This window comes from Pengzhenrongella sp., from assembly GCF_036565025.1.
Classification (GTDB): Bacteria; Actinomycetota; Actinomycetes; order Actinomycetales; family Cellulomonadaceae; genus Pengzhenrongella.
The window spans coordinates 1-15,321 of sequence record NZ_DATCNW010000166.1; the positions used below are offsets into that span (position 1 = coordinate 1).

A 15,321-nucleotide genomic window follows, 5' to 3' on the forward strand; every position below is an offset into this window, starting at 1 on the left:
TGAGCGCCAACGGCTGGAACTGGGTGGTCTCGGCGAACTCCAATCCGTACGCCGAGCAGATGTGGCCGGCCAGCTATTCCGGCCGCAAGGCCCCGTACCCCAGCGAGAGCGGCGACCCGGAGATCGCCGCCCAGCAGCCCGGCGACGCCTATCTGTGGCAGCGGCTCGCCACGGGCGGGGTCAGCTTCCGGAACTATGGCTTGTACGTACAGAACGACGCCGGTGTGTTCAATGCCCACGACCCGGTCCTCAACGCCCAGACCGACCACGGCTACCGCGGATTCGACCTGAACTGCCCGGACTCCAGTGGCACCTTCCCGCCGCTGGTCACCAGCTGCGGGACCGCTCGGGTGGACGAGTGGACCAGGGACTTCCTGGCGAACGTGGCCGCGCACACGGTGCCCACCGTCCAGCTCGTTCGGTTGCCGGGCGACCACACCCGGGCCACCCAGGTCGGGGAGCCGACCCCGAGAGCCTACGTCGCGGACAACGACTTTGCGTTGGGACGGCTGGTCGAGACGGTGTCCCACTCCGCGATCTGGCAGGACACGGCGATCTTCGTCACCGAGGACGACGCCCAGAACGGTCCCGACCACGTCGACGCGCACCGCACCATGGCCCTGGCGATCAGCCCGTACACCCAGACGGGCAAGGTCGACTCGACCTTCTACAGCACCGCGTCGATGATTCGCACCATCGGGCTGATCGTCGGCATCCAGCCGCTGACCCAGTTCGACGCCTTCGCGACGCCGATGAGCGCGTCGTTCACGGCGACCCCGAACAACACGTCCTACTCGGCGGTCAGGCCCGTCTACGACATGCGGACCCTGAACGGGGCCACCGCGCCGATGGCGCAGCAGTCGGGAGCCCAGAGCACAACCACCGAGGACCAGATCGACGAACAGGTCTACAACCAAGCCATCTGGGAATCCGTGCACGGCGCCGGTTCGGTCATGCCCGCCCCCAAGCACACCGTGATCGGCTCGGGTTCCATCGTGAAGGGCCAGTGACTGGGCTGCCTGCCGGACCCGTGCCTCGTACGTCGCAAAATACTCGTACACTTGTTCGATGGCGGACGTGGACTGGTCACGATGGCGGCGCACCCCGCGCGGCTACCAGCTGATCCCCCCGGCCGGCTGCCCACGCGGCCATCGCTGGACGATGGACGGCCCGGGGCGCCCGTCCGAGCGCTCGGTGTCCTGCTCGTGCACGCGCGAGCGCCGACACCTGGTGTGGGTCTGCCCGGCGTGCGGCACGTACTGCGCCGAGGGCTGCACGGACGTCGGTTCGTGGGCGCCGTCGACGATCCCGGTCGGCGTTCCCCCGGACCGCCGCGCCGCGTTGTAGCGCGCGGCGTCGACGGCGCGAGGCCCTGACCTGGTTTCGCCCGGGTGACGTTGCCTGCCAGTCGTCCTGTTGCCGTCGGATTCTGCGTATTCTCCAGCGGGAGCGACCACTCAGGATCGTTGAGGATGGCAATGGCACTGGTCAGGACGTTGAGACGCGCGAGCTCCGCGCCGGCAGTTCGCCGTGGCCTGGTCGCCGCGGTGACGGTCGCGCTTCTCGTGGCAGCGACGGTGGCGGCAACGACCGGCGGCGCCTGGCCGGTCGTTGCCGCTTGGACCGCGCCCGTCGCCGGCCTCACCTTCGCGGTCGTCGTCGCGGTGAAGTCCAGCAGCGCGTCCGTCGAGCGCGCCGCGGCCGGCCGAACCCTGACGGCGCCCCTGCTCGTCCTCTCCGGCGCTCTCCTCGGCGTCGTGATCGCCGGCGCTCTCGCGTTCGGGCCGCACGGCGACGTGTCGATCATGGATCAGTGCCAGGGGACGGCGCTCACCGCGTACTTCGATCCGCAGCCCGAGTTCGTGGACTCCCTCTCCGACGTCAATTTTGGACGGTTCTGCAACGAGGATGCCGTCCACAAGATGCACCTGGTGTTCGGCCTGTTGCCGATCAGTGCTCTTGCGGGTGTCGCGGGCGGCGTGGGCCTTGCCCACCGCTGGCGACTACCGGTTCGCGCTGTGAGGCAGTCCTGATGTCGTCGCCCTCTGCGGAGCCAACACCCTCGGGTGCCGTCCCGATCACCCCCGGGCTCGTCGTGGCCTTCTTCCTCGGTGCGGTAGGGGGACTCGTTTTTGCCGTCGATTGGTTCGTCACCTTGCCGATGTGGCTAGACCTCACAGCACTGGTGTTCTTCGCGGTCGGAATGACCGCGTACGTGTATCTCTCGTTCAAGTTCGCTCGCGCATCCGGGAAGTCGTGGTTTCGCGTGCTCCTTGCGACCCTCTGGGCGCCGATCAAGTTCCTGTTCGAGTTCGGCTAGCGCGGTGGCCGCGCGGGCGGTGGCGGGATCGACCCGACCTCGAGCCGCTCACCCCCACACGGCGCCGGCGATCGTCAGCCCGAGCCACGCGGCGCCGAGGCCGGCGGCGAGGCTGATCATCGCGTTGCCGAACCCGTACAGCACCGAGCCGCCTTCGGCGAGCCGGACCGTCTCGTAGCCGAACGTGCTGTACGTCGTCAGCGCGCCGCAGAAACCGGCGCCGCCGGCCGCGACCACCGCGGGTGACACGCCGCCCGCGGCCGCTCCCCCCAGCAGGAACCCGAGCAGCAGCGACCCGACGACGTTGACCGTGAGCGTGCCCCACGGGAAGACCGAGTCGTGCCGGGCCTGGATGGTGCGGTCGGTGAAGTAGCGCAGGGGTGCCCCCAGCGCGGCGCCGAGCGCGACGAGCAGGATCGTCACGAGTCCGGTGCCTGGGTGCGCCGGCCGATGTACCGCACGACCTCCACCGGGTCGAGGATCACCAGGCCTGCCTGGACGAGCTCGTCGAGCTGGGGCAGGAACGCGCGCACGCGCTCCTCGGTGTCCACGATCACGACGGCGACGGGCAGGTGCTCGCTCACGCTGAGCATGCGCGTGGTGTGGATGTGGTGGGACGCCCCGAAGCCCTCGAACCCGCGGAACACCGCCGCTCCCGCGAGGCCCGCGGCGTGCGCGCGGTGCACGATCTCGCTGTACAGGGGCTTGTGGTGCCACTGGTCGGCCTCACCGATGTAGACCGTCAGCCGCAGCGCCTTGTCCTCGGGATTCATGCGCGTCCTCTCCTGGGCCTTCTTCGAGTAGGCAGACGGGTGAGCAGCCTCGCCGCGACGACACCGACCTGGACGGCGACCAGCGCCGCGGCGAGCGTGCCGAACAGGTACCCCAGCGCGAGGCCCGGGTTGCCTGCGGAGATCAGCTGCTGGGTGTCGACGGTGTAGGTCGAGAACGTCGTGAACCCGCCGAGGATCCCGACCCCGAGGAAGGGCCGGATCAACCGGTGCGGGTGGCCGGCGAGCTCGGTGAGCACCACCATCAGGGCGCCGATCAGCAGGCACCCGGTCACGTTGATGGCGAACGTGGTCCACGGGAAGCCGCCCGGCGGGTGCGGCCATGCGGTGCTCACGGCGTAGCGGGCGATCGCCCCGAGCGCCCCGCCGACGGCGATCGTGAGCGCGACGTCCCAGACCGGCGGGCGCGTCGCGGAGCGTCGGCGGATGGCGTAGCGGTCCTGCAGGGACGCGGTGGCGGGCACCTCGACGACTGGGTCGTTCACTGGTCCGCGACCTCCCGTTCCGTCGACGTCGTGCGGGGTCGGATCAATCCCGCCGCGAGCACCGCGGCGACCATCAGGGCCGCCGCGTACCCGAAGGCGAGCGTCGGGGACACCACCGCCCACAGCAACCCGACGATCAGGGATGCGCCCAGACCCCCCATCGACTGGACCAGTCCGAGCACGCCGTACCCGTTGCCGCGCAGGTGGTCGGGCAGCATCAGTGCCACGACGGTCGACTCGGCCGTCTCGGCGAACCCGATGCCGGCCCCGGCGAGCAGGAAGGCGCCCAGGATCACCGGCCAGGCGTGGGAGCCCCACGCGAAGAGACCGTAACCCGCGACGTAGCTCACGCACCCGATGGCGAACACCCGGCGCGGGTTCGTGCGGTCCGCGAGGTGTCCCCCGGCAAGCGCTCCGAGGGTCGCGGCGCCGTTGTGCGCCGCGTAGAGCAGGATCGCGACGCCGGTCGCGGCCGCGAGACTGCGCCCGCCGGAATGCAGCAGGTCGGTCGCGCGCAGGATCAGCAGGGTGGTCGCGACGTTGCCCACCTCGAACAGCGCGACCGGGGCGAGCGCGCGCGCGAGCCCCGCCCGGCGCAGCTCGCGCAGGTTGAACGAGAGCGTGCGCCGCCCCTCGACGGGCGCCACGGTCCGGCGGGCCTCGCGGGCCGCGACCGTGATCGCGACCGCCGCGAAGATCCCCGGGATGAACGCGAGCAGGATCGTGTGTCGGATCCCCACCACCCCCACGAGGGCGGCCGCGAGCAGCGGTCCGACGATCGCGCCGGCGTTGTCACCGGCCCGCTCGACGCCCGACGCCCGGCCGTACGCCTCGCGCGGCACCAGGGAGATCAGCAGCGTGTCCCGCGCCGGGGAGCGGATCCCGCGGGACATCCAGGCGAGCGCCCGCAGGCCGGCGACCTGCCACACCGCGGTCGTCAGCCCGATGGCCGACGTCGCGAGCGCCGTGACCAGGTACCCGCCCGAGGCGAGCTTCCCGCGCCGGGCGGGGTCGTTCGACAGCGGTCCCCCGGCGAGCTTGCTCAGGCCGATCAGTCCGTCCGAGATGCCCTCGATGGCCCCCAGGACCCCCGGCCCGGTGTGCAGCGTGGAACTCAGGAAGGTCGGCAGGACGCTGGTGGCGACCTCGTGACCGGCGTCGGAGAAGAACGAGGCCGCGCCGATCGCGCCGACCCCGCGGGTGAACCACCGGGGTTTGGCCGTGCCTGATTCCGCAGGTGGGCGCGACCTCATTCAGCAAGCCCGTACGGCAGGTCGGTGCTTGCGGCGATCTCCAGCAGACGGTTGTACTTCGCCACGCGTTCGCCACGCGCCGGTGCGCCGGACTTGAGCTGCCCGCAGCCGGTCGCCACGGTCAGGTCGGCAATGAAGCTGTCCGCGGTCTCCCCGGACCGGTGGGACACCATCTGGGTGTAGCCGGCCTCGCGGCACAGCCGCATCGCCTCGAGGGTCTCGGTGACGGTGCCGATCTGGTTGAGCTTGATCAGCGCCGAGTTGCCGACCTTGCGCTCGATCGCCTCGGTGATGATCGCGGGATTGGTGACGAAGATGTCGTCCCCGACGATCTGCGTCGTGCCGCCCAGCCGTTCGGTGAGGGCGACCCAGCCGTCCCAGTCACCCTCCGCGAGCCCGTCCTCGATCGACCAGACCGGGTAGTCGGCGACCATCGCGGCATACCGCTCGGTCATGTCCGCGCTGCTGAGGGACTCCCCGGCGACGTGGTAGGCGCCATCGGAGTAAAACTCGCTCGCCGCGGGGTCGAGCGCGATCGCGACGCCGCCGCGGCCCGCGCTGTACCCCGCACCCTCGATCGCCTGGACCAGCAGGGCCAGCACGTCCTCCGGGCGGGTGATATCGGGGGCGAACCCGCCCTCGTCGCCGAGGCCGGTGGCGAATCCCGCGGCCTGGAGCAGTCCGCGCAGCTTCGCGTACACCGCGGCTCCGGCTCGCACCGCCTCGGCCATCGAGGGCGCCCCGATCGGGGCGATCATGAACTCCTGGAAGTCCAGCGAGTTGGGTGCGTGCGCCCCGCCGTTGAGCACGTTGAAGTGCGGCACGGGCAGTCGGGGCGCGACCCCGCCGGGGGTCAGGGACTCGTAGAGCTCGCCTCCGGTTGCCAGCGCGCGGGCGAGCGCCATGGACACCCCGACGGTGGCGTTGGCGCCGAGCCGCGCTTTGATGCCGGTCCCGTCGGCGTCGGACATCGCGGCGTCGACCTGTGCGAGGGAGGACCAGGCACGAGCTGCGAGCAGGTCCTTCAGCTCACCGTTGACGTTCGCGACCGCGCCCGTCACGCCCTTGCCGCCGTACCGGGTCAGATCGCCGTCGCGCAGCTCGACCGCTTCCCGCGTGCCGGTCGAGGCTCCGGACGGCACCCCGGCGCGACCCGTCGCGCCGGAGCCGAGCCGGACGTCCACCTGCACCGTCGGGTTGCCGCGCGAGTCCAGGATCTCCAACGCATGCAGGTCCGTGATCGAGAATTCTTCGGTGCCGCTCATCAGGTTCTCCCCCATCTGAGGAGGCTGGGCTGTCGCGGGATCACGGCAGTCTCCACCCTCGTGCCTCGTGAAAAGACCAGGGACCGTTGGCGGCACTCGTGCCGCGGTTGAAGGTGAGCCCCACCACCGTGATCCGACCAGCCTAGCGTCGCGCTCAGCCCCAGATGGGGTTCCAGGTGCCCGCCGCCATGGCCGCGAGGATCGCGGCGGCGGACGCCAGGACCCCGCCGGCGTAGACCCAGACGTCGATCCGCGAGTAGGTGCTCGCCCGCGCCCAGGTGCGCTGCGCGCCCCCGAAGCCGCGCGCCTCCATGGTGACCGCCAGCCGGGTCGCGCGGCGGATCGCCTGGACCAGCAGCGCGAGCCCCTGGGAGGCCTCGGCGCCCAGCCGCGCCCACCACCCGCCGTGCGAGCCGGCCCCGCGGGCCCGGCGGGCCATCCCGAGGGTGCGCCACTCCTCCATCAGCAGCCCGACCAGGCGCATCGCGGCCAGCGCACCGAGCACGAACCGGTGCGGCAGGCGGAGCTTCTGGGCGAGGCCGTCGGCGAGGTCGGTCGGATCGGTGCAGGTCAGCACCATGACGCCCGGCAGCGCGATCGCCAGTCCGCGCAGCAGGATCGCGACGCCGGCCGTGATCGAGTCGGCGCTGAAGGTGACGATGGCGAGGTCCAGCACCGTGCCGCCGCCGTCGGGCGCGAGCAGGGCGGTGCTGTACCCGCCCATCACGGCCGCCGCCAGGATCGGCCAGCCGCGGCGGATCAGCATCGCGTAGGTCAGCCCGGTCAGCGGGAGCACGGCCAGCTCGAACGCCAGCGCGACGGTGGCCGAGACCCAGTCCACGGTGAGCACGAGGGCGATGGTGAGCGCGAACGCGGCGGCGAGCTTCGCGATCGGGTTGGCGCGGGCCAGGCGCGCGGTGTCGTGGATCCGGGTGGTCATGCGCGGCCGCCGCTCGTCGTCGCCGCGTCCAGCTGCGGGGCGGGCGGGCCCAGGTGCAGGCCGGTCCCGCCGAGCGCGGCGGTGAACTCGGTGTCGTGCGTGACCGAGACGACGGCGCTGCCGGCGTCGAGCAGGTCGATCAGCAGGGACGCCAGCTCGGCCCAGGTGTTCGCATCCTGGCCGAAGGTCGGTTCGTCCAGCACGAGCACCGCGGGGCTGGTCGCGAGGACCGTCGCGACCGACAGTCGCCGCTTCTCCCCGCCGGACAGGGTGAACGGATTGACGTCGACGAGGTGGGCCAGGTGCAGCCGCTCGAGCAGCTCGTCGATCCGGCTCGTGACCTCGGCGCTGTCCGGCGGGGATACCCGGCTGCGGCGGGCGGACGCCTTGGCGACCTGGCGCGGGCCGAACGCCAGCTCGTCGTACACGCGGTGCGTGACGAACTGGTGCTCGGGCTCCTGGAAGACGGTGCCGATACGCGCGATGAGCTCGGCCGAGCTCCAGGCGGCGGGGCTCGAGCCGACCGTGCCCCCGGCGGTCCCAGCCGCGGCGGGGCTGTGGGCGCGCAGCGCGCCGGTGGCGGCCAGCGAGCCCGCATGCACGGGCAGCAGCCCGCCGAGGGTCAGCGCGAGGGTGGACTTTCCGGCGCCGTTGTTCCCGGTCACGGTCAGCGCCTCGCCGGCCCGCACGACGGCGTCGATGCCCGACGCCGCGGGGAGGGGGGCCGGGCGCCGTCGTCGGGCCTGCTCGCGCGAGACGGCGAGGTCGGTCGCGGTCAGCAGCACCGGCGGCTCACCCGGCCTCGACGCGCGCACCCGGGTCGGCGGCACGTAGCCGGGCACCCAGACCCCGGCGCCGACCAGGGCCGCACGCGCGCGGGTGAGCACGTCGGCGGGCGTTCCGTCGATCAGCACGCCGCCGGACGGCGTGAGCACGACGATCCGGTCCACGACATCGGCCCAGACCGCGACCCGGTGTTCGACAACGACCAGCGTCGCGCCGGTCGCGTCCAGGGTCCGCACCACGGCGTCCCGGACCTCGAGCACGCCGGCCGGGTCGAGGTTGGCGGTCGGTTCGTCGAGCAGCAGCGCGCCCGGTCGCATGGCCAGGATCCCGGCCAGCGCGAGGCGCTGCTTCTGCCCGCCGGACAGGTCCGACGTCGGGTGGTCCAGCGGCAGGTCGAGGCCGACGGCGGCGAGCGCGGCGGTCACCCGCGGCCAGATCTCCGCGGGCGGCACGCAGAGGTTCTCGGCGCCGAACGCGACGTCGTCGCCGACCCGGGACAGCACGACCTGGGTCTCGGGATCCTGCTGCATGAGGCCGACCCGGCCGCGCTGGGCCGCGGCCGGCTCGCCGTCGACCAGCAGGCGGCCGGACTCGGCGTGGTCCACGTCGTCGCCCAGCACGCCCGCGATCGCGTGCAGCAGGGTGGACTTACCGGCGCCGGACGGACCGAGCAGCAGCACGCGCTCCCCGGGCTCGATCCGCAGCTCGAGGTCGTGCACAGCCTTGACGGGACGTCCGGAGTGCTGCCAGCCCCAGCCGGACGCGGTGATCGTGGCCGGCCGGAGGATGCCCGCGCCGTACCCGGAGCGCGGGGAGAGCATTCAGACGACCGATTCGGAGGCGGCCTTGCGCGAGGCGAGCCCGGAGAGCACGCCCGTGCGGCCGAGAGCGCGCACAGCGAGCCAGGAGAGCAGCCCCGCGATGACCGTGCCGGAGATGGTCGTGAAGACGACGTAGACCTGCTGCCACTGGGCGGCCCACGCGACGTTGTAGAGCAGGTTCTCGCTGACCCCCATCGCGAGCCCGGCGAAGGCGCCGGCGAGCAGCGCGACCGGCAGGTTCCAGCGGCGGTAGCGCAACGCGGCGAACCCGAGCTCGGCGGCGGCGCCCTGAATCAGCCCGGAGATCACGACGGTCCAGCCGAAGTGGGTGCCGAGGAAGCCCTCGACGATCGCTGCGAGCAGCTCGCAGTACAGGGCGGCGCCGGGCTTGCGAATGATCAGCCCGCCGAGCACGCCCGCGATCAGCCATCCGCCGCCGTACAGCCCGGAGAGCGGCGGGAAGGCCACGGCCGCGGCGGCGACGCCCGCGTAGCCCGCGGACCAGCCCCAGAAGATCACCCCGACGGCGACGGACACGACGGACGCGACGACGATGTCCACGACGCGCCAGCGGGAGGCGGGCAACGCGCGTGCTGCTTGCGGGACGGACGTGCTCATCAGATTCCTCCTGGGTTCAGGAGGGGAGAGTTCCAACCGGCGGCTGGATCTCTAAGAACTCGACTCCCCTACGCCGGTACTAACCGGATCAGGTTCGAGGGTCTGCGGCGGACCGCACTCTCAGCTCCGACCGCGAGATCTGCGGTTGGCGCTCCCCTGTCGTACAACTCTTGCGCTCGCCATCGTACGACGATTCCCGGCAGGCTGCTGCACCGATGTGGGCGGTTGGTGGTGCCGCGGGAGCGGTGACGTAGGGTTTCCGACCGACGCGGGGTGCCGTGCTTTGCGCGGGGCGAGAGCACACCCGTTGCACCTGATCTAGTTCGTACTAGCGAAGGGAACGTCGCGGATGTCCGCACCTTCCAGCACCAGCCGTTCGAGCACGTTCACGATTTCCCCGGCCGACGTCGGTTCCGCGCTCGCGGACCTGCGCGAACGCGCGCCGCTCGTGCAGTGCATCACCAACATCGTGGTGGCGCAGTGGACGGCGAACCTGCTGCTCGCGGCGGGCGCCAACCCCGCGATGGTCGACAACGCCCACGAGGCCGGCCCGTTCGCCGCCGTCGCCGACGGGCTGCTGGTGAACCTGGGCACGCCGTACGACGACACGGCCACCGCGATGCAGCGGGCGGTCGACTCCGCGACCGGCGCGGGGACGCCGTGGGTCCTGGACCCGGTCGCCGTCGGTCCGCTCGAGTGGCGCACCCGCATCGCGCTGGACCTGCTGACCGGGTCGGCTCCGGCGATCATCCGCGGGAACGCCTCGGAGATCCTGGCGCTCGTCGGCGGGTCCGGGGGCAAGGGCGTCGAGAGCCGGCACACGCCGGAGGCGGCGCTCTCGGCGGCGCGCTCGCTCGCTCGGACGCACTCGACCGTGGTCGCGATCAGCGGCGTGGTGGACCACCTCACCGACGGTGAGCGCGTGGTGCGCGTGCACAACGGCGAGGTGCTGCTGACGAAGGTGACCGGGGTCGGCTGCGCGCTGGGTGCGCTGATGGCGGGGTTCTGCGGGGTGCTCGACGACCCCCTGCTCGCTGCCGTCGCCGCCACCGGCACCCTCACTGTCGCGGCGGAGGCTGCCGCGGTCGTCGCGCACGGGCCTGGGTCGTTCGCCGTCGCCCTGCTCGACGAGCTCGCGGCGCTGACCCCGGAGGACCTGGCCGACCGGGTCCGGCTGTCCTGACGACGGTGTCCCGCGCACCGTTGGACCTGTCCTTGTACCTCGTGACGGACACCGCGATGTGCGGCCCGCTCGGCGTGCCGGCCACGGTCGCGGCGGCCGTCGCCGCTGGCGTCACGTGCGTCCAGCTGCGCGATCCCGCCGCCGACGACGACGATTTCGTCGCGCAGGGCCGCCTGGTGCGGGCCGCCCTGGCCGATACCGGGGTCGCCCTGCTGATCAACGACCGCGTGCATCTCGTGGCCGCGATCGGCGCCGACGGCGCGCACGTCGGCCAGGGCGACCTCGACCTCGCCGGGTGCCGGGCGATCCTCGGCGACGACGCGTACCTCGGGCTCTCCGTGCAGGATCCGGCGCACGTGGCGGCGGCGTTGGAGCACGGCGTCGGCGCGGTCGACTACCTCGGCGTCGGACCGGTGTGGGGCACCGCGAGCAAGCCCGACCACGCCCCGCCGGGCGGCGTCGAGCGGCTGCGCGCGGTGCGCGCGCTGAGCCCGTGGCCCTGCGTCGCGATCGGCGGCATCGGGATCGACCGGGTCGAGCAGGTGCGGGCGAGCGGCGTGGCTGGCATCGCCGTGATCAGCGCGATCTGCGGCCAGGGCGACGTCGGCGCCGCGACGGCCGGCTTGCGGCGGGCGTGGGACGGGAACGACGAGTGGCGGGCGGCGCCGACCTCGACCTCGACCTCGACCTCGACGTGAGCCGACCCCCGGTTGCCCTGACCATCGCGGGCAGCGACCCGTCAGGCGGCGCCGGGATCCAGGCCGACCTCAAGACGTTCTCGGCACTCGGGGTCTACGGCACGGCCGTGCTCACCGCACTGACCGCGCAGAGCACCCAGGGCGTGACCGGCATCCACGTGGTCCCGCCCCAGTTCGTCCGCGACCAGCTCGACACCCTGCTCGCCGACGTGCGCGTCGACGCCATCAAGATCGGCATGCTCGCCGGCGCACCGACCATCGAGGCCGTGACGGCGTTCCTGCGGGAACGCTCCGGCAGGAGCGAGCGTGGCGCCGGCGATCGACCCGTCGTCGTCGACCCGGACCCGATCGTCGTCCTGGACCCGGTGATGGTCTCCACCAGCGGCTCCCGCCTGCTCGCCGACGACGCCGTCGACGCCATGCGCGAGCTCCTGCCGTACGCGTCTGTCGTCACCCCCAACCTTCCCGAGGCGGCCGTGCTGCTCGGGGTCGATCCGGCTCGGGACACCGACATGATGCGAGCCCAGGCCCACGCCCTGCGCGACCTCGGCGCACGCCGCCTGCTCCTCAAGGGCGGCCACCTCACCGGCGCCGACGCCACCGATCTCTGGCTCGACGACGACGGCGAGCGGCTCCTGCACGCCCGGCGGGTGCCCACGCGCAACACGCACGGCACCGGATGTTCCCTGTCCTCGGCGATCGCCGCGCTGGTGCCCCAGCGCGCGTCGTGGCTCGAGGCGGTGACGGATGCCAAGGCGTGGCTCACTGGCGCGTTGGCGTCCGCGGACCGCCTGGACATCGGCGCCGGTCCCGGTCCGGTGCATCACTTCTACCGAGTCTGGAACAACTGACGCTGCACTGGGTCCCCCTCGCGGCGGACACCTGGATTCGATGCCGGACCAGTAGGCGGCTCGGCCGGTGTCTGCGGCGTCCTGTTCGACCTCCACGACACCTGCGGCGAGCCGGAAGATCGCGGGGTCGGGGTCCCGAGCGCATCCCGACCCGGCTGGCAACAACCCCAATCACCAACACCGACCCCACCGGCTCATCGACGCGGGGGGCTGGTGGACCATTGGCGGTGCCGTCCTCGGCGTCACTCTCGTCGCTGCATGGTGTGAATCGGGTCACGATACTGGTAGTGACCGTTGATCAAGTGGTCTGTATTCCTCGGGTTTTGCTCAGCCGATCGCGCCCTGAGCGACCGTCTCGATGTCCTCGTCGAGGTCGAGCGGCACGTCTACGGCCGGGGACGCGACCGGCGCGGAGGGACGCACGGTTGCGCCCCATTCAAGACCCGGCCTTGGCCTGTGGGTCCTGCCTGACCCGCGAGCACCCCCTCCCGTAGGCGATCAGAACCCAGGCACCGCGCTCCGGGCTCAAGGGCGCTGGAGGAAGGACTCGACCTTGGCCGGGTCGCGCTCCACGAGGTCGCCGAGGACCTCGTCGGCCTTGGTCAGCAGGGCCGGGTCGAGGACGACGCCGGCAGCGGTCACGTTGTCCTTCAGCTGCTCGGGGCGGGAGGCGCCCACGATCGCCGCGGCGACGTTCTGGTTCTGCAGCACCCACGCAATTGCGAACGCCGCCATCGACAGCCCGGCCTCGTCCGCGAGCGGGCGCAGGTCTTGGACCCGCTCGAGCACGTCAGGCTGCAGGTAGTTCTGGTCGGTCTTGAGCTCGCCACCGTCGGTGGTGAAGCGCGAGGCCGCCGGCGCCGGAGCCCCGGGTGCGTACTTCCCGCTGAGCACACCCTGGGCGAGCGGGGACCACACGATCTGGCTGAGGCCGAGCTCTTCGCTGACCGGCACGACCTCCGACTCGATCACGCGCCAGAGCAGGTTGTACTGCGGCTGGTTGGAGACCAGGGGGATCCCCAGATCCTTGGCCAACGCGGCGCCGGTCCGGATCTCCTCGACGGTCCACTCGGAGACTCCGATGTAGTGGGCCTTGCCGGCGCGCACGATGTCCGCGAACGCCTGCATGGTCACCTCGAGCGGCGTCTCGTAGTCGTAGCGGTGCGCCTGGTAGAGGTCGACGTGGTCGGTGCGCAGACGACGGAGCGAGCCGTTGACGGACTCGATGATGTGCTTGCGCGAGAGGCCGCGGTCGTTCTTGCCCTCGCCGGTCGGGAAGTAGACCTTGGTGAAGATCTCGACGCTCTCCCGCCGCACGCCCTCCAGTGCCTCGCCCAGCGCCGACTCAGCCCGGGTGCCCGCGTAAGCGTCTGCCGTGTCGAACGTCGTGATGCCGAGGTCGAGGGCGGTGCGCACGCACGACGTGGCTGCGTCCTGGTCGATCTGCTCGCCGTGGGTGGTCCAGTTGCCATAGGCGATGGCGCTCACGTACATGCCGGAGCGGCCGAGCTTGCGGTACTGCATGGTGTCCTCTTCCTTGGGGGTTGTGGGTCGGTCGGACGACGTTTCAGCGGGAGTCTGCGCGCAGGTGGCGAGGCGGGGCGGTGGTGCCACGCACCACGAGGCGAGGCGCGATGCGGCCGATGGCGGGCGATGCTCCCGCGAGCGACGTCACCAGCGCCTCAGCGGCCAGCCGGCCCTGCTCGGCGACGCCGTGGTCGATGGTGGTGAGGTCGACCGTGGCCGCCAGCTCATGGTTGTCGTAGCCGACGACCGAGAAGTCGTCAGGGACGCGCAGGCCCGATCTGCGCAGCGTGGCGAGCGCGCCGAAGGCGAGTTCGTCGGACGCGGCGACCAGAGCGGTCGGCGGCTCCGCGAGGCTCAGGAGTCCCGCAACGGCATCGGCGCCGGCGTCCGTGGTGTTGTCGACCCTCAGCTCGAGCGCGCTGTCCCGGGGGATGCCCGCTTCCCTGAGCGTGTCGCGGTAGCCGAGCAGCCGCTGTGCGGGAGGGACGCCACCCAGGGTCGACCCGGGGGCCTCCTCGATGCTGAGGAAGGCGATGCGCTGGTGGCCGAGGTTGACCAGGTGGCGGGTCGCGGCGCGTCCACCGTCGCGGTCCTCGACCCTGATGGAGGAGGCGCCCGGTCGTTCGAGCCCGACGAGGGCGACCCTCTGCCCTTGCCCCTGAAGGGCTTCGAGCTCCTCCGATGTCAGCTGGAGCGCGATGACCAACGCGCCGTCAGACCGTCCGCGTAAGCGCGGGGCGGCGAAGAAGTCGGCCCGCTTCGCAGGCGTGGGCAGCTCGGTCAGCAGCACGTCATAGCCCGCGTCGCTCAGCACCCGCCCTGCTGCGGCGATGACCTCTGCGAAAAACCACTTCGCCAGAAGCGGGACTATGACGGCCACCGTCCGGGTACGCCCGGTGGCCAGCCGCGAGGCACTCGGCGACGCCACGTAGCCCAACTCCTCAGCAGCCGATTGCACACGCTTGCGAGTCGCTTCCGCGATCCCCGGGACGCCACGCAGTGCGCGGGAAACCGTTGAGACAGAAACCCCTGCGCGTGCAGCTACAGCCTGGGCGGACGCGGACATGGCCAAGAGACTAGTTTCTCATCCGGCTTCCTGCAAGCGCGTGCGACGAAGATGGTCGTCAGGCGATGTTGGGGCGAACAGCGGGATCAATCGGCCTGCGGAGACGGTCTACTCGGGCCCTCGGGTCCGCACCGCGGCCGAATGCCAACCCACCCGCGTAGTACACGGGGCATGCTGGTAGTGACCGTTAATCAAGTGGTCCGTATTCCTCGTGTTTGCTCCGCTGATCCTCGTCTCAGCGCACTTGGCTCGGTGGTCAGTCGAGACGTTGCCGGATCTCCCGGGTGTTCCCATCGAGAGTCAGCGTCGCCAGCGCTCCGTTGACCAACGGCAGGTGTGGTGGGACGTGTCCGATCTCCATGTCGAAGACGAGCCGTCCTGACTGACCCACATGGAGGGTACGGCCACGACTGGTCGAGAATCACCCGGTTGGACTCCCCGCCGTGGTCCACCGGCTCATGGTCGCTGCTCGGGGCGAAGGGTGGTGAGCACCCGGTCCGGGGGCCAGGTCTGGTCTCGCGGCAACCTCCCCGGCATCGGGGGTCAAGACGCGACACCAGATCGGGTCCGCCCGGGAAGGGGGATGAGAATGCTCAGCTCGATGTCAGCGATTTGCTCATCTGGATGTCAGCGCCCAGGTGGGAAGGGGCAACTGGGGCTTCGAGGGTCTGTGGTCGGTGGAGAGGCCGTCGTGGACCTCGTGCTGTGCGTCACAGA

Annotated in this window: 17 protein-coding genes and 1 riboswitch; of the genes, 7 read left to right on the top strand and 10 right to left on the bottom strand. The window is 71.6% G+C overall.

Annotated features, from left to right (window positions below; genetic code table 11):
• The 4 genes from VIM26_RS09515 to VIM26_RS09530 form a co-directional block, all read left to right on the top strand.
• Positions 1 to 1,010, top strand: a 1,010-nt coding sequence (locus tag VIM26_RS09515) for an alkaline phosphatase family protein (protein WP_331950496.1), incomplete at its 5' end; no start/stop codon positions are given.
• A gap of 58 nt (positions 1,011 to 1,068) precedes the next feature.
• Positions 1,069 to 1,347, top strand: coding sequence for a hypothetical protein (locus tag VIM26_RS09520; RefSeq protein WP_331950498.1), 279 nt, complete (start codon positions 1,069 to 1,071; stop codon positions 1,345 to 1,347).
• A gap of 125 nt (positions 1,348 to 1,472) precedes the next feature.
• Positions 1,473 to 2,033: a hypothetical protein gene (locus VIM26_RS09525; protein WP_331950500.1), complete on the top strand. Its 561-nt coding sequence runs from the start codon at positions 1,473 to 1,475 to the stop codon at positions 2,031 to 2,033.
• Positions 2,033 to 2,320, top strand: coding sequence for a hypothetical protein (locus VIM26_RS09530; protein ID WP_331950502.1), 288 nt, complete (start codon positions 2,033 to 2,035; stop codon positions 2,318 to 2,320). Before VIM26_RS09525 ends, VIM26_RS09530 begins: the two co-directional genes overlap by 1 nt.
• Positions 2,321 to 2,368: 48 nt before the next feature.
• Here the strand turns inward: VIM26_RS09530 and VIM26_RS09535 are convergent, their stop codons facing one another.
• The 8 genes from VIM26_RS09535 to VIM26_RS09570 form a co-directional block, all read right to left on the bottom strand.
• A complete protein-coding gene (locus VIM26_RS09535) occupies positions 2,369 to 2,743 on the bottom strand; it encodes a CrcB family protein (protein ID WP_331950504.1) in 375 nt (124 codons plus the stop codon).
• Positions 2,740 to 3,093: a DUF190 domain-containing protein gene (locus VIM26_RS09540; RefSeq protein ID WP_331950506.1), complete on the bottom strand. Its 354-nt coding sequence runs from the start codon at positions 3,091 to 3,093 to the stop codon at positions 2,740 to 2,742. The genes VIM26_RS09535 and VIM26_RS09540 overlap by 4 nt, the downstream gene beginning before the upstream one ends.
• The gene (crcB, locus tag VIM26_RS09545) at positions 3,090 to 3,596 is read right to left on the bottom strand and encodes a fluoride efflux transporter CrcB (protein WP_331950508.1); all 507 of its coding nucleotides are present in this window, start codon (positions 3,594 to 3,596) and stop codon (positions 3,090 to 3,092) included. Before crcB ends, VIM26_RS09540 begins: the two co-directional genes overlap by 4 nt.
• Complete coding sequence (locus VIM26_RS09550; protein ID WP_331950510.1) at positions 3,593 to 4,849, bottom strand: MFS transporter; 1,257 nt, start codon at positions 4,847 to 4,849, stop codon at positions 3,593 to 3,595. The genes crcB and VIM26_RS09550 overlap by 4 nt, the downstream gene beginning before the upstream one ends.
• Positions 4,846 to 6,114 (bottom strand): phosphopyruvate hydratase, encoded by a 1,269-nt coding sequence (gene eno / locus VIM26_RS09555; RefSeq protein ID WP_331950511.1) that lies wholly within the window; start codon positions 6,112 to 6,114, stop codon positions 4,846 to 4,848. Before eno ends, VIM26_RS09550 begins: the two co-directional genes overlap by 4 nt.
• A gap of 154 nt (positions 6,115 to 6,268) precedes the next feature.
• Positions 6,269 to 7,054 carry an energy-coupling factor transporter transmembrane component T gene (locus VIM26_RS09560; protein WP_331950512.1) on the bottom strand — a complete coding sequence of 262 codons (786 nt, stop codon included), beginning with the start codon at positions 7,052 to 7,054 and terminating at the stop codon, positions 6,269 to 6,271.
• Positions 7,051 to 8,661: an ABC transporter ATP-binding protein gene (locus VIM26_RS09565; RefSeq protein WP_331950514.1), complete on the bottom strand. Its 1,611-nt coding sequence runs from the start codon at positions 8,659 to 8,661 to the stop codon at positions 7,051 to 7,053. Before VIM26_RS09565 ends, VIM26_RS09560 begins: the two co-directional genes overlap by 4 nt.
• Positions 8,662 to 9,279 (bottom strand): ECF transporter S component, encoded by a 618-nt coding sequence (locus VIM26_RS09570; protein ID WP_331950516.1) that lies wholly within the window; start codon positions 9,277 to 9,279, stop codon positions 8,662 to 8,664.
• 47 nt (positions 9,280 to 9,326) lie between these two features.
• Positions 9,327 to 9,447: riboswitch (TPP riboswitch) on the bottom strand.
• A 181-nt stretch (positions 9,448 to 9,628) separates the two neighbouring features.
• Between VIM26_RS09570 and thiM the strand changes: the two genes are divergently transcribed.
• From thiM to thiD, 3 genes are read left to right on the top strand one after another with little or no spacing between them, the layout of a single operon-like run.
• The gene (gene thiM, locus VIM26_RS09575) at positions 9,629 to 10,462 is read left to right on the top strand and encodes a hydroxyethylthiazole kinase (RefSeq protein WP_331950518.1); all 834 of its coding nucleotides are present in this window, start codon (positions 9,629 to 9,631) and stop codon (positions 10,460 to 10,462) included.
• Between the two features lie 5 nt (positions 10,463 to 10,467).
• Positions 10,468 to 11,160 carry a thiamine phosphate synthase gene (thiE, locus tag VIM26_RS09580; protein ID WP_331950520.1) on the top strand — a complete coding sequence of 231 codons (693 nt, stop codon included), beginning with the start codon at positions 10,468 to 10,470 and terminating at the stop codon, positions 11,158 to 11,160.
• Entirely contained in the window at positions 11,115 to 12,011 is an 897-nt protein-coding gene (thiD, locus tag VIM26_RS09585) for a bifunctional hydroxymethylpyrimidine kinase/phosphomethylpyrimidine kinase (RefSeq protein WP_331950522.1), read from the top strand. Before thiE ends, thiD begins: the two co-directional genes overlap by 46 nt.
• A 525-nt stretch (positions 12,012 to 12,536) precedes the next feature.
• Here the strand turns inward: thiD and VIM26_RS09590 are convergent.
• A complete protein-coding gene (locus VIM26_RS09590) occupies positions 12,537 to 13,535 on the bottom strand; it encodes an aldo/keto reductase family protein (RefSeq protein ID WP_331950524.1) in 999 nt (332 codons plus the stop codon).
• Positions 13,536 to 13,578: 43 nt separating this feature from the next.
• A complete protein-coding gene (locus VIM26_RS09595; RefSeq protein ID WP_331950526.1) occupies positions 13,579 to 14,604 on the bottom strand; it encodes a LacI family DNA-binding transcriptional regulator in 1,026 nt (341 codons plus the stop codon).
• Positions 14,605 to 15,321: the final 717 nt, after the last annotated feature.